The 13,206-nt window shown below is 45.4% G+C and carries 13 protein-coding genes; all 13 read right to left on the reverse strand.

Annotated features, from left to right (window positions below):
- Positions 1–7 precede the first annotated feature (7 nt).
- A complete protein-coding gene (locus RT034_RS03885) occupies positions 8–259 on the reverse strand; it encodes a hypothetical protein (RefSeq protein ID WP_313013881.1) in 252 nt (83 codons plus the stop codon).
- Positions 256–741, reverse strand: a complete 486-nt coding sequence (locus RT034_RS03890; protein WP_313013883.1) for a hypothetical protein — start codon at positions 739–741, stop codon at positions 256–258. The genes RT034_RS03885 and RT034_RS03890 overlap by 4 nt, the downstream gene beginning before the upstream one ends.
- A gap of 179 nt (positions 742–920) precedes the next feature.
- Entirely contained in the window at positions 921–1,631 is a 711-nt protein-coding gene (locus tag RT034_RS03895; RefSeq protein WP_313013885.1) for a hypothetical protein, read from the reverse strand.
- Positions 1,628–1,939, reverse strand: coding sequence for a hypothetical protein (locus tag RT034_RS03900; protein ID WP_313013886.1), 312 nt, complete (start codon positions 1,937–1,939; stop codon positions 1,628–1,630). Before RT034_RS03900 ends, RT034_RS03895 begins: the two co-directional genes overlap by 4 nt.
- Positions 1,936–6,030, reverse strand: coding sequence for a TipJ family phage tail tip protein (locus RT034_RS03905; RefSeq protein ID WP_313013888.1), 4,095 nt, complete (start codon positions 6,028–6,030; stop codon positions 1,936–1,938). Before RT034_RS03905 ends, RT034_RS03900 begins: the two co-directional genes overlap by 4 nt.
- Positions 6,031–6,039: 9 nt before the next feature.
- On the reverse strand, positions 6,040–6,603 hold the full coding sequence (locus RT034_RS03910) for a tail assembly protein (protein ID WP_313013891.1): 564 nt from the start codon (positions 6,601–6,603) through the stop codon (positions 6,040–6,042).
- Complete coding sequence (locus RT034_RS03915) at positions 6,600–7,358, reverse strand: C40 family peptidase (RefSeq protein WP_313013892.1); 759 nt, start codon at positions 7,356–7,358, stop codon at positions 6,600–6,602. The genes RT034_RS03910 and RT034_RS03915 overlap by 4 nt, the downstream gene beginning before the upstream one ends.
- 54 nt (positions 7,359–7,412) lie before the next feature.
- On the reverse strand, positions 7,413–7,751 hold the full coding sequence (locus RT034_RS03920; protein WP_313013895.1) for a hypothetical protein: 339 nt from the start codon (positions 7,749–7,751) through the stop codon (positions 7,413–7,415).
- A 34-nt stretch (positions 7,752–7,785) separates the two neighbouring features.
- On the reverse strand, positions 7,786–8,595 hold the full coding sequence (locus RT034_RS03925; protein WP_313013897.1) for a phage minor tail protein L: 810 nt from the start codon (positions 8,593–8,595) through the stop codon (positions 7,786–7,788).
- The gene (locus tag RT034_RS03930; protein ID WP_313013898.1) at positions 8,585–9,421 is read right to left on the reverse strand and encodes a phage tail fiber protein; all 837 of its coding nucleotides are present in this window, start codon (positions 9,419–9,421) and stop codon (positions 8,585–8,587) included. Before RT034_RS03930 ends, RT034_RS03925 begins: the two co-directional genes overlap by 11 nt.
- Before the next feature lie 9 nt (positions 9,422–9,430).
- Positions 9,431–9,769 carry a phage tail protein gene (locus RT034_RS03935; RefSeq protein WP_313013900.1) on the reverse strand — a complete coding sequence of 113 codons (339 nt, stop codon included), beginning with the start codon at positions 9,767–9,769 and terminating at the stop codon, positions 9,431–9,433.
- Positions 9,769–10,815 carry a hypothetical protein gene (locus RT034_RS03940; RefSeq protein ID WP_313013902.1) on the reverse strand — a complete coding sequence of 349 codons (1,047 nt, stop codon included), beginning with the start codon at positions 10,813–10,815 and terminating at the stop codon, positions 9,769–9,771. The genes RT034_RS03935 and RT034_RS03940 overlap by 1 nt, the downstream gene beginning before the upstream one ends.
- Positions 10,816–10,881: 66 nt before the next feature.
- Positions 10,882–13,203 carry a lytic transglycosylase domain-containing protein gene (locus RT034_RS03945; RefSeq protein WP_313013905.1) on the reverse strand — a complete coding sequence of 774 codons (2,322 nt, stop codon included), beginning with the start codon at positions 13,201–13,203 and terminating at the stop codon, positions 10,882–10,884.
- Between the last annotated feature and the right edge of the window lie 3 nt (positions 13,204–13,206).

The following is a 13,206-nucleotide window of genomic DNA, read 5'->3' on the forward strand; positions in this document are numbered from 1 at the left end:
AACCGCCTTATTTGGCGGTGTGGTTTTTGATAATGATGTTGATGGTAATGATGAGTATCAGACATCGTACAATCACTGTCCAAATTACTGGCTCAAAACCTGTAAAATCCGCCAGCGCGAGTAGCAGATAAATTGCAACAAATAAAACAAAGTTAAGTACATTGATGCGCGTTGCAGTGCAAACTTTGTGTGATAGCAGTGCGTAAGTGCAAATAACCAAACCGACAAACGGCACAGCGTCATTGATAAAGTCCATCATTTAGCACCCCCGAAAAAGGCTGCAATGCTTTTAAACTTACTGATTAAAAACTGCTTAACCGTGTCTTTAACCGCATCTAACAACTCTTTATCACCAAGTAGCTCGAAGATTAAATGCAGCAAAATCGTACCCGCTAATCCGCCAAAGAACGCTGTTATCATCAAAAAAAGTACGCTCGGTGTGCTCACTGCTACCGGCAAAATCAAAAATGTGATGACAAGCCCGGCAAGCATGGCAGTTGCGACTTTTGACCACTGACTACTGTCCAACTTTTTAACAAAATCGACGCGTAGCGATAGCAATGCGCCCATAAAACAAAGCACGATTGATGCTATCAAAAAATACTTGTACTCGATTTGCAGTCCCAAGTATTCGTGCGGCGTTGATAGCTGTATCGCTATGCTAACGCCGCTTACCACTGTACTAGCCGCAGCTAATACAGCAGACTGCGCAATTTTTATTGCGATGATGTTTTGCGGCATTTACGCCCCCTTAAATAAAAAACCCACTCGGGTGAGTGGGTTGTAAGCAATTTACATATTGTATGTCATGCGGCTTGTTAGTGATGGGATTGTGGCAGATGTCGATGGGCTTAACTTGCAGCGTACATCCAGCCATAAAGATTGATGATAAAATCGCACATAATTTTTGCATATCTCACCTATATTAATGTTAGGTCAACCAGTAACGGTGTTGCTAATTGTGGGTAGTCAAATATTTCGGTGGGTGATGGATTACCAGTGGAAAGATAGTACCAGTTGTGCCTTTCCCTGATCAGCACCCTGTCTACTCGAATCGCACTGCCCTCAATCCAAATCAAATCGCTACGCCAGTATTCATCCACATACCACTTCCCACCGCTTACTTTGCTGAGCCATTCGTACTTGAAGCCAAGTTTAGAGCGTAACAAAACACCATACTTACGGCTTGGGTCTATGGGCATACCGTCATAAATCTCACCCAATATTTGCAGATGTTTTAAACGACTGTCAAATGTAAGTTGTCCTGTATTCGGGTTATATATTTTCAATGCTGCTTGACCGTTAATAATAGCGTTTTGTGGATTGTCAAACACATAAAACACACAGGGCTTGTTCACTTTATCGGCGGGTGCTTGTACATACCTTACAGCATAGCTGCCATCGCTTTGTTGCTTTGTTTTCGCTACATATAACCTATTGTTAATTCCTCCTATTTCGTACACTAGAATAGGTATATCACCTCGATAGGAAAAGTCCACGGTCGACGAATCCCAAGACCAAGCACCTTTATCTGCCCCCATGTTTATAACGCTACTGAGTGCAAGATTTTGGTATGTATCATCAACTAAAACCTGCCTATTGCCATTGTATATTTTCACTCCTGCTGTCATACATAAATCCCATAAGCAAATTTAGTTGATGCCTGTTTGCGGTAAGTTAGCACGTTTTCAGATACCGTAAACTGTATCTCAGATATAGCGGTTCTTGTTTTGTTTCCAGACTGATAATTCTGCACTTGATAATCAATATCATCATCTAATAACATCCAAAATAACTTGCCGCCGCCCAAGTCAGGCACAGTGATAGTACCGCTAGTAGAGCTATCAGTGACATAGCCGACAATGCGGCTGGTCTGTGACGCGACGCTGAACAGCAGCTTTCCAGTGCTTTGGTCATAGCACTTTATATCAGCACTCATAGTAGCCCCATTTCAAGTAATAAACGCCCTTGCGGGTCGCGTAGCTCAATCTTTGAGCCTGTATAGGTAAAAGTACCACGGCTGTCAGATGTAGTGAGCGTTCCGATATTAGCCGACAGAGCCGACAGCGACGTAATGCTTGCCTTGTTAATCTTAGCAACATCGATTGAGCCGTTTTGTATCCATGCCGACTTGATGTAAGCACCCGCGGGGACTACAGTGCCGTTGATGGTCTGACTAGTTGCAAGCACCGTGAATGGGCTGTCGCCTTTGCCAGTACCGTCAGGTGGCGCGATGTAGAACCTGTCTGCACGGATAGCAAAATCCGACACAGTGTTTGATGACGCTAAACCAAACCCGCTGACACGCCCATTAACATCAACTTTAACTGTGTATTGGGCGTAAAGCCCGTTGATTGATTGCTGCTGAGTTTGTATGCTTGCTGTGTTGTTACCAACCGTGGATTGCACTGTGTCAATGCGGCTAGACAATGCGCTATCTGCATTAGCACGCGCGGTTTGCTCACTGGTGATTGACGCGGCATTACTATTAACACTTGCGGTCAAGCTATCGATACGCTGTGATAACGCACTATCACCATCTACTATCGCAGATTGTAGCGTCCAAGCCGTTGCTTGTTTAGTGCCACTATCTGCTGTCCAGCTATTACTATCAGCAGTTAAAGGCACAACCCTAGCATAAACGCCATCAAGTTTGGTGGATGCCGCTTGTAATTGACCGTCAATCCTGTCCGCTTTTGCAGTCGTTTCTTGCAATGCGCCCGCATCTGCTTTTTTGTTTAACGCAGGGTCAACAACCTCAGATTTAAACGTGCTGATTTTTTGGGCAATGGTTTGGTCGGTGGTAGCTTTAGTGTAGTAATTATCCATTACTAGCGCTAAATTACCACTTTGCGCTGCTTTGATAATATTTACATCGGTTGCCAATGCTGAGTATTTATCGCTAACCGCTTTAGTTTCACGCTGCACACTAGCAAGGCTATCGTTATACGTTGATGATACATTATCAATCTTTTGCGATAGCGCCATATCAGCCGTAGCATACGCAGATTGTAGCGTCCAAGCCGTTGCCTGTTTGGTGCCACTGTCTGCTGTCCATTGATTGCTGTCCGCGGTAAGCGGGGTCACAATCGCATAGACACCATCTAGCTTTGTCGCTGTGGCAGATTGCGCAGTAGTAACAGTTTTTATATCTGACTGCACGGCTGCTAGTGCATTGTCGTTAGAGGTTTTATAAGTGGTGATAACCTCAAGTGTTTTGCTATCACCACTTTGTCTGTCTTTGATTTCCTGCGTCAAGCCATCGCTGACAGATTTAACCGCAGTAATACGATTTTGCGTCTCTTGATTAATCGCGTTACTGCGGTTGGTAGCTTCTTGTGCTAATGCTTCAACACGGTCTTGGATTTCTTGTGACAAGCCTGTCTCAATCGTGGTGATTTTAGCAATCTTTGCGCCCAAGTCTTGATAAAGCTGTGACTCAGTGATTTGACCGTTTAATAAATCAAGCACTTTTTGAGCGTCAGCACTGGTGACACCTTTTACCCAGTTTGTCCACGGTGACGCATTGCCCAATTTATCAACGATGCGACCACGATAATACTGCGTTAAATTGCCTTGTAAACCGTTAATTGTCGCTGTATTAGTTGGGTAGGCATAAGTACCTAGCAACGCCACATTGGTATCGGGCGCACTTGCTACTTGTATCTCAGTGTAGTTAGTGTCGCTTGAGCCTTGAGCAAATAGCCAATCCAACTGCATACCAAACAAAATGCCTGTGGCTTTTAGATTAGCAAGGGTAGGTGGCGCACCGATTTTACCAGTCACTGCGGTGAGCATAGATGCGGCAAAGTTTGATACCAAATCAAATGCTGATACAGACGCAACGCGCGCTAGATAGTTACCACTGTAAACGCCATCAATTTCTATCGAGTTGTTACCCGTGCGCGGTACTTTTGTCCAGTTACCATCGTCTTTGCGCCACTCTACATCATACGCTACCGCACCGCTTACTTGCTCCCACGATGCAATCATGGTGGTTATGTTTTGCCCCTGCTCGACACGGTTACGCTGTGTGATTACAATGTTTTTAGGTGCATCGATGACGTTGGGTTTGATAATGCTAATCGATGTCGGCTCAACAATCGCGCCATAGTCAATGGCATCATACTTTTGCGGCTCGTGTTGCAATGCGGTGATAGTAAAGGTCACGTCATCTTGTTTGATGGATAGCACTCTAAAGCGCATGGTTTTTAAATCGCTGCTATCGACTGCCCATACGTTTTGAGATGATACGCCATCAAATGCCACTGATACCGTCACAGCGCGACCATTAACGGCTGATACAATTCGTCTTTGCGCCTTACCATCATCAGCATTAACGACAAGCGTATCACCTGCATTAACCGTAACATCACGGTCAAGCGTGACAGTTAAAAAATCACTCGACACGGCAGACACACGACCACCATTAGCGCGACCTGCTAGTACCTCGTCCGACACATTAATGATACTGCCAACAGTGGGGATAAAACCATCCAAGCCAGTTTTAAAAGTGACTGTGCGTGTCTCTAATTGCTCAGACTTTAATGCCCACAATCCTGCACGTTGGGCTTGCCCTTGTGACGTGCAGCCAACAATCGACAAATCAAGCACTTTGACGCCGTATTTAGCAATCGCGGCTTCATCGCGCACAAACTCATACTCGGTTTTAAACTTCTGCTCAGGGTTATCCCATGCCACTTTTGCAATAGTGTGGCGGTCTCGCGCTCGTGTGCCTGTGTAGCTAAATTCACCACCAACTACATTGGCACGGCTGAACGTATAGACAGGATCTTTGGGCAAATCCGCGTCAAGTACAATTTGCTCACCTTGCCAATAGCTCATCGCACGAAAGATTGATGCTAGGCTTTGTAGTACGCTAAACGCATCTTGCTGTGCTTGTAAGTAAACATTGACCGTAAAGCGTGGCTCTTGACCGCCTTTACCATCGCTTACCTGTTGGTCACAATATTGTGCAAGACTATACAATGACCATTTATCAATCATCGCGGCTGTGAGTCTGTTGCCTAAACCATACCGCCATTGGGTGCAAATGTCGTAATACACCCATGCAGGGTTATTGCTATACGCCTGTTTAAATGTACCATTCCAAACGCCCGTATAGGTGCGCGTCACTGGGTCATAATTACTCGGTACTGAGATGATTTTTCCCTTACAGCGCACGGATAATTTTGCGACATTGCTAAAGGTAGCCGCATTGTACTGTAAGCCAAGCATTGCCGTGTTTGGGTAGCGCAATTTAGCGTCAATAATCTCTGTAATCGCATCGATATACATTTTGTCTGAGATTAAATCACTTGTCGCATTAGGAGTTAGGCGGCGCACACGGATATTCCAAGTACTGCCGCGTGGCAAGTCAATGCGGTGGCTGCGCTCATATTTAGCGGATGTTTTATCACTGACTTTAGTTAGCAAAACTTGCTGATACGCACCGCCGTTAGTTGATAAATCAATAGCGTATTCGATGGTTATACCGTTTACATCGCCATTGGTTTCTTGCTTACGCAATGCAGCCCATGACAGGCGCAAACGTACAGCCGATAGTTGGCTGTTGGTAACGGTTTTAACGTATGGCGTACCACCTTTTAACTCGACATTGATATTAGTTTCATTTTCAACAGACGGGAAGCCTTTGATATACTCTTGGTCATTTGTGCCACTGCGAAAATCCCATACAACGGCATTATTGCCTTTGTCATCTTTAAAATTAGGATTGCCGCTATCATCAATCAATGGCGTATCATCAAGATAGATAGATTTCGCGCCATCGGCTAAACCGCTAATTTCACCTTCAGACAAGCCGTACAGGATTTTAAGATAGCTGATAGATGCGGCACTGTCTTTAGCGATAACTGGTTGCCGTTGTTGTTGTTGTCCTGCTTTTGCGCCTTTAATCGGCAGGCGGTTTACCATGTCGTGCATGACAACACCGTCTGGCAAGTAGTCAGCGTCACCCAAGCCTGTGCCATCATTTCGCCACTTAATACCTTTATATGCGCCTTTAATCATCTCTTACCCTTACATTGAGTCTTCTGCGTAGATACCGCCTGAAGCATAGAAACCGCCAATCTCACGCTCACCATAGAGTATTGGCACTGGATTGCCCTGCGCCACGGTAGTGACTGCACTACCAAACCCTTTATTTGCTTTATTGCCATCGGGGTCTTGATTGCTCATATCAACCGTTGGCATCAGTAGCCCAGCCACACCACCCATAAGCAGACCTGCGCCCGCGCCGATGAGTGCAGGGTTAAATCCCATCACCACACCTACACCCACCAATACCGCACCCGCCATCACTTGCAGCCAGTTAAAAGTACTGCCACCGCTACCCACAATGCGCGGCACAATATGGATGACATCGGTATCGGTTACGTTATCAATATCATTTTCAGTGATATTTTTTCGCCCTAAAAACACGGCAAACTTTAATCCTAGCTTGTCGCTCTCTAACATGAAGCGTTTAAATTCTGCGTTTTGACAGGCAATCGCATGGGTGGCTTCGCGCGCGGTTTGCACGTCAAGTTTGAAAAACTGCCCAAACTTTTTAGCTAAGATGCCGTGAAGCTTAATCGTTTTCACAAATAATCCTTATGTCGCAAATACACGACAGCACGTTTAGCCCACATTTCGCCCCATATTTCGCGTACAGACAAGCGACCATAAGGGTGATGTAAAATGATATTATCACCAACTACGCTATGCGTTTGCTCGCTGGTAAGCTGCCCATCACCTAGATAAATAACTGCATGATTAACGTGTTCAGTGCGACCTAAGCAGCATAAAATGCCGTCATGTTTTTGTAGTGGTGTGATGGTAGGGTCAAACTCGATAAATCCCTCATTTTTGAAGTTATCAAGATACAGGCTAGGATTGTCTTTTAACTCCCACCATAAATCATCGCGTGCATAATCGCTAAGTCCAATGCCACACTCACGATGATAATAATCGCGGCACAAACTATAGCAGTCTTGTAGTCCATGATAATACTCTCGTCCTAGCAATGGGGCTGTGTAGTCAGTGGGTTGATGGATAGCAAAATCGCCCTGCGGATAACCGACAATCACCCACGGTACGCCATGCAATGCCATTTGCGCTTTATCGACTTCGCTAGCCGCGCTTGAGCCATCGGGATGACTATGCACGATAGCGGTAATCTCGCCTTGTTCACTGGCTGCTACATAGTCTTGCGGACTAATGGCAAATTGGCTATCAAGGGTAGATTGATTGGTGCAGGGGATATAGTTACCACCGACAATCAAGCCGCAACACTCTCGCGGATATTCGGACTCTGCGTGTTTTAATATCGCTGTCTTGAGTTTTTTAGTAAGTTTCATTTTTCGCCCATAAAAAAACCACCAGTGACGGTGGTTTATGAGTTGATTTGTTTGCTAACGCGATAAATATAAATCAAAAGCTTGATGTATTGCATCGTAAACTTTACCGATATTTCTACAAGCTAAATGCTCTTCCAATGTTAGACTGCCTATGACGATTTGCGGTTTTTCGTACTGCAAACCCAGTACCTTAGCGTTGTAATCACAGATTTCGGTTATATTAGCTAAATGCTCACTAAGTTGTACGTCGTTTTTGCTAAAGTCAGTTTGTATTAACTTAATGTTGTCAGTATTGCTTGTTTTAGCGATTGTCAAAAAAATATCATTAATCGCCTTATCAGCAGATAGTAGGGTGCTATTTAAATCAAAATTTTTAAATTCAGCTTTCATCATTACCTCCTTTTAATTGTTTTGATTATTATACCACTTAACTCAAACTACTACTTGGGAAGCCGCCAAAAGGCAGTGGATTGTTTTCACCAAATCTGATTTTGCAGGATTGGATTGTGCCGCCACATTTATCAAGGGATGGGTTGTTGGTAGGCTCGTTTTTCTCGGTGAACATGGCACTCCCCATGTAAGAGCACTCCTCACCACGATACCGCCCTGTAACGCACCAGTGGCAGTAATTTGTGATTTCTCGGCATGGGATTTTCGCGCCTTCAAAATCGACTGGGTTTGATAATTCAAAGCTGACTTGACTGTGATTTTCGGATGTTTTTTGCTCGACATACCAAATTTGCCGCTTGTACTCATTGGCTGCCGATGGGTTGCCACTGGCAAAATTAGCTGCGTCTAAGTATTTAGCAAGGGTGGTGATGACGGTTAGTTTTGCCCCTGCAAAATCATTAAAATGCAGACACAGCGCAGACACAGCACGATTGATGCCATTGATTGTGTTGGCTAGTACAAGGCTCGGTGTTGATGCTTTGCCATCACCGCGTAACTCTAAGCCGTCCGATTGTATGGCAATCGGTGAGTAAACTTGCCCCTGCCAAATAATGTCGCGCATGACAACTTTATCTGTGCCAACCGTATAAACATGGTCTGCTTTGAATTTATTGCTATCGGCTCGCCATTTATTGCTATCAGCCGTCAAGTCATAGATACGCTGCCAATCTTCCCATGTGATATGCCCATGCCAATAAAAAACGCCACCGCCTAAGCGTGTAGCGTCTAGTTGATACAGTGTGACAATACCAGCCACACTGAGTTTTTGAAAATCGCTATTCAGCATTGGTGGTTACCGTATTTTCTTCAGTGGCAAAAGGCTCGATATCAGATTGCGGCAAAGCTTGTAAACGTAAATCAATCCAACGAGTTGATGGGATATCACGCGGCTTTGCGATGTTTGCTACGATATCACCTGTTTCTTCATCAAACATTTTTGCATACGTTTTGACGCTGATATCGTTGTTTGCAAGCTGCTCATAAACAACAGCGACAAGCACGTTACCATTTGCATCTTTTGGCATCTCGATATACCAGCCTTCTTGTGCAAAACCTGTACTACCTTTGACCAGATAATCACCAACGCCTAGTTTTTCAAACGTGATATTTTGCTGTTGTGCTTCATCGTTTAATTCGATTTTGTCAGCAAAGAGTTTGACAATGGGTGATGCTGCTTTAATAAAGCCGTTGCTGTCAGTTGTTGTATTATGATCTCCATAAAGCTTATAAGTTGCAATTGCACCATTATACGCTGCTCGCACCATGACCCCTTTGTTAGCAAACCGCCCTACTAGCAATTGCGTCCAATGCGGCTCCCCAGTACCTGCCCAGTCTGCGTTTTTAAAGTGTACGGCGTTCCATGTTTCGTACCATGATGCAAGCTGCGATGGCGATACATCAACATTGCTGTTAGTCAGTGTAATTTGATTAATTGGTACGCCGATATTGTATGCACCTACTTCGATTACATTGCCCGTAGCTGTACCTACTAAACGGCTGGCTGCATTTGCATTATCCGCAAAGTTTTGGTTAATCTTAGTAAAACAAGTACGTGCTGGGTCGCCAGTGCCATCATTTTCCGATTCGCCTACTTTTACCATTTGAATTGCCATATGTTATCCTTAGCCAAAAAATGGCTCAAATTTAAGTGAGATTTGCCAAAAATTGCCCTTACGCTGTGGTGTTGAGTAACCGCCACAGGTGTATTGCTTGGTTTGTCCGTGTGGGTCAGTCCACAAAAACGGTAGTGCGCCCTGGTGAGCATCGATAAAGTCCATGATTGGCTGTATCACCGTTGCCAAGTCGCCTGTCTTTGTGCCTGACCATGATTTGCGTTTGTTGTTGATGCCGTGTGTCGAGTATTGCGTATAGCCATCACCAAACTGCACTTTATTGACGGCAAACTGGGTGTCGCTACCGGCACCCATATCCATGCGCCAATTAAACACTTGTAACGCCATTATCGTCTCCGGATTTCTTTGTAAATCATTCCATTTTGTCCAAGTTCGGTTTTCACGACTTTAAGCGCCACTGCCGCCATTGCATCACCCATATTTTTGCCGAGCTGCTGTTGTGACTCGACACTGCTGGTGCCGTCGCTGTTGACAGTGACGTTGACATTGATGTTAGTATCACCGCCGATGCTTTCACCCTTGCGGATACGGTCAAGATTTTTGACGCCAATCGCTTTGGTGGATGGGGCATCAAAGACGTACTCTTGACCATGCACGTACCCAGCTCGGGCATTGGTGGGGATGTTGCCTGTGTAGCCGCCGTCCATAAAGCCTTGCATTTTGATTTGCTGGGCAGCTGTAATGATTTTTAGCATTTCAGCGCCAGCCACAGATGCAGCGGCTAACTTCTGGGGCAAGGTTGCGCCCTGTGCCCAGCCGTCTGAGATGGCTTTGTACATATTTAAGCCCGCTTGCGCCATGACAAACGATTGCGACAAGGCAAACAGACGCTTGTAGCTGCTCGATGTTTCGCCAAGCATGATTTTGCCCATGTTGGCGACACTATCGATAATGTTTGCTGACTGTGTCGCTTGCAGCTGATAACTCGCGTACCAATAGTTTTGCTCAGCTTTGGCTTTGGCTCTTTCCGCTTGCTCAACGGTGGCCACCTCCTCAGCTTTGGCTTTTTTGATGATTTCAATTCGCTGATCAAGCTGATTTTTTAAATTTAACAGCTCAGTCGTGCCGTTAAACTCTGCCATCATACTGTTGTATGGGTCGGCAGCGCTTTTACGGGCAATGCGGATTGCATCGTTTTGCTGACCAGCTAAGGCATTACGCAAGTCTGATTTTTGGGCATCATTGATATCAGTACGCATATCAATCGCACTGCGGCGCGCAGTAAAATCATCGCGGATTTTTTGCACCTCTGACTTGGCGTATGATGTGATGCTTGATAGTTCAGACTCAAAATCACGTCGTGCTTTATCAAGTGCCACTTGCTCAGCTTGATTAATCGCGTCAATTTTGGCTTGGCGCAAATTGGCGTCCATCGTGATGTTGAGGGCTAACTCGTCACGCTGTAACTGAGCCTCCGCTTTGATGTTTTCAATCGCCGTTTAATGCCCAGCATTGGCAGCTTGGCGCTCTTTAGCCTCTTGCAGGTCAATTGCTTTTAGCTTCAGGTCGCGTTGCTCGGCAATACTATCCATCGCCAATATTTTTTGCTCAAGCGTTGCTTTGCTGTCATTTGCAGCGGCGCGGGCTTCAAAGTTGGCATTTTGGATAACTAGCTCACGTTCTGACTTTTTAAAGTCGGTAAACGCTGCCACTTTTCTGGCTTGTGCAAGCTCGTACTCATTGACGTCATGCGCGTAGTCCGCCGCCTCTTGATCTAGCAATCGTTTGCGCTCTGGGTCGTTTGGATTGGTGTACGTCTTTTTAATCTCTGCGACGTTTTTTGCGTGTTCGGCAGCGCGTCTTTCAGACTCGACAGAGTATTTGGCTTGTAGGGCAAGTTTTTGCTCTTCGAGTTTTTGCTGATTTTGGGCTTCGTTTGCCATTGCACTAGCGATATCATAGCCGCCGTCAATTGCCTTACCCCCATTCATAAATGACAAGTAGCTGCGCACATTTTTGACATAGCCAAACGTCTGCCCTTTGGCAAACCGATTTGACATGATGGTATCCCACTTAACTTTTTGGACATTACCCTCACCTGCATTATATGCAGCGATGGCTTTGTCTAAGTCGCCAAACATGCGTAGATGCTGAGAGAGATACTTGGCGGCAGCTTCGGAGGCGACGGCAGTGTTACGCTCCTGTCCTGCAATGCCAAATCGTCTTGCAGTTGCTGGCATAAACTGAAATTCGCCTTTCGCACCGACGTAGCTAGTCGCATTTGGATTGCCTCGGCTCTCTTGCATACTGATAGCAGACAGTAAGCCAGCTGGCAGCCCATAGCGTTTTTCAAGCTCGCTGTAGCTGTATCTGCTTGCATGCGCCAAGACAGTGCTATTAACTGGTAATGGCGCATACTTGCCGCTTGCCTGCTCTTTAGCTATTTTTTCACGCTCTTTAGCAAGCTCTTTTTCTTTCTCCTTGTTATCTTGGATTTGTTTACCAGTTTCACCAAGCATATTTTTATATTTTTCAGTGGCGATGGTATAGTTTGTTAGCTGAGTCACCTGACTATTGGCTCGACCGCTTGCACCCAGATTAAAAGTGGCTTCCATTGACTTATTGACATCAGCGACGATACTTTTGGCGTCTTCCCATGCTGATTTCATGATGTTAAATGCATCAAGTGGATGTAAGATAGCAGCGCCCATAGCACCAGCATAGCTGCCAATAAGCTTAAATATACCTACCACGCCATAGCCAGTAGCAACAATAAACTTAAAACCTTCTGCTAAAGTTTTGCCTGCTGCTGCTGCTTGCTCTTTTAGTGTGGTGTCTTTAACCATGTTAGCTGCTAGATCACTTAAGACTGGCATAAACTGCGCAGCAATTTGGTTTTTCACACCTTGATAAGACATGCCTAATAATTTGGTTGATGTTTGCAGGTCTTGCGTGGCACGGATGGTTTTTTCATCCATTTTGGCACCCACGTTTTCAGCGGCTTTTTCCCATGCCTTAAAGCCTGCAGCATTGTCCTGTAACAGAGGGATAAGCGCTGATGCCTCATCTGCCACGGCTTCCATATAGAAAACCATTTCATTTTGACTGAGATTGGCTTTTTCGAGGCTGTTGTAATACAGTTGAAGCGCGTCGGGACCTGACAATTTACGAAATTCGTCAGCAGTTACACCGACTTTAGGCGCGACATTGTCAAAAAATTCTTGCATCTCACCGCCGCCAGTGCTCAAAAAATCACCGACTTTATCCTGCGTATCTTTAAAGATATCGCCAAGTTTATCCATCTCGATACCAGTGGCAGTAGCACCGATAGTATATTTTTGGATAGCTTCGGCAGATGTATTTGATTTCAGCGCGACTTGATTAAGTTGGCTTGCTAATTCTATTTGCTCTTTAATCAATGCGCCAATGGCTGCCGCGGCAATACCTGCGCCAGCGGCAGCATAACCAAATGCGACTTTTGCTTTTTCGCCATAGTTGGTTGTTGCTCGCTCTTGATCTGCGATAGCATCAACTTGCGCTTGTGCACGTTCACGTGCTTGAGCCAAATATCGTTGCTCATCGGCACTGTTAAATCGCGCGGCACGGATACGCTCAACCTCGTCAGTCAATGACATCTCGATGCGGCGGTGCTCAGACGCATATTGCCGCTCAATCTGTAGACGTGACTGGGCTTGTTGTTGCTGTTCACGCTGTAATTGTGCCGCTGCTCGGCGACTAACCGCACTAACCTCTTGGATTTCCTGTTGAAAACGGGCAGAGTTAGCGCTAATTTCAATGTCTAGACGTGATAAGACAGCCATTTT

Origin of the sequence: Moraxella sp. CTOTU48841 (assembly GCF_032061225.1) — a bacterium.
GTDB lineage: Bacteria > Pseudomonadota > Gammaproteobacteria > Pseudomonadales > Moraxellaceae > Faucicola > Faucicola cinerea.

Excerpts from the sequence above, each read along its gene's own strand:
- RT034_RS03885 (WP_313013881.1), bottom strand. The coding sequence starts at position 259 with ATGATGGACTTTATCAATGACGCTGTGCCGTTTGTCGGTTTGGTTATT.
- RT034_RS03890 (WP_313013883.1), bottom strand. The coding sequence starts at position 741 with ATGCCGCAAAACATCATCGCAATAAAAATTGCGCAGTCTGCTGTATTA.
- RT034_RS03895 (WP_313013885.1), bottom strand. The coding sequence starts at position 1,631 with ATGACAGCAGGAGTGAAAATATACAATGGCAATAGGCAGGTTTTAGTT.
- RT034_RS03900 (WP_313013886.1), bottom strand. The coding sequence starts at position 1,939 with ATGAGTGCTGATATAAAGTGCTATGACCAAAGCACTGGAAAGCTGCTG.
- RT034_RS03905 (WP_313013888.1), bottom strand. The coding sequence starts at position 6,030 with ATGATTAAAGGCGCATATAAAGGTATTAAGTGGCGAAATGATGGCACA.
- RT034_RS03915 (WP_313013892.1), bottom strand. The coding sequence starts at position 7,358 with ATGAAACTTACTAAAAAACTCAAGACAGCGATATTAAAACACGCAGAG.
- RT034_RS03920 (WP_313013895.1), bottom strand. The coding sequence starts at position 7,751 with ATGATGAAAGCTGAATTTAAAAATTTTGATTTAAATAGCACCCTACTA.
- RT034_RS03925 (WP_313013897.1), bottom strand. The coding sequence starts at position 8,595 with ATGCTGAATAGCGATTTTCAAAAACTCAGTGTGGCTGGTATTGTCACA.
- RT034_RS03930 (WP_313013898.1), bottom strand. The coding sequence starts at position 9,421 with ATGGCAATTCAAATGGTAAAAGTAGGCGAATCGGAAAATGATGGCACT.
- RT034_RS03935 (WP_313013900.1), bottom strand. The coding sequence starts at position 9,769 with ATGGCGTTACAAGTGTTTAATTGGCGCATGGATATGGGTGCCGGTAGC.
- RT034_RS03940 (WP_313013902.1), bottom strand. The coding sequence starts at position 10,815 with ATGGACGCCAATTTGCGCCAAGCCAAAATTGACGCGATTAATCAAGCT.
- RT034_RS03945 (WP_313013905.1), bottom strand. The coding sequence starts at position 13,203 with ATGGCTGTCTTATCACGTCTAGACATTGAAATTAGCGCTAACTCTGCC.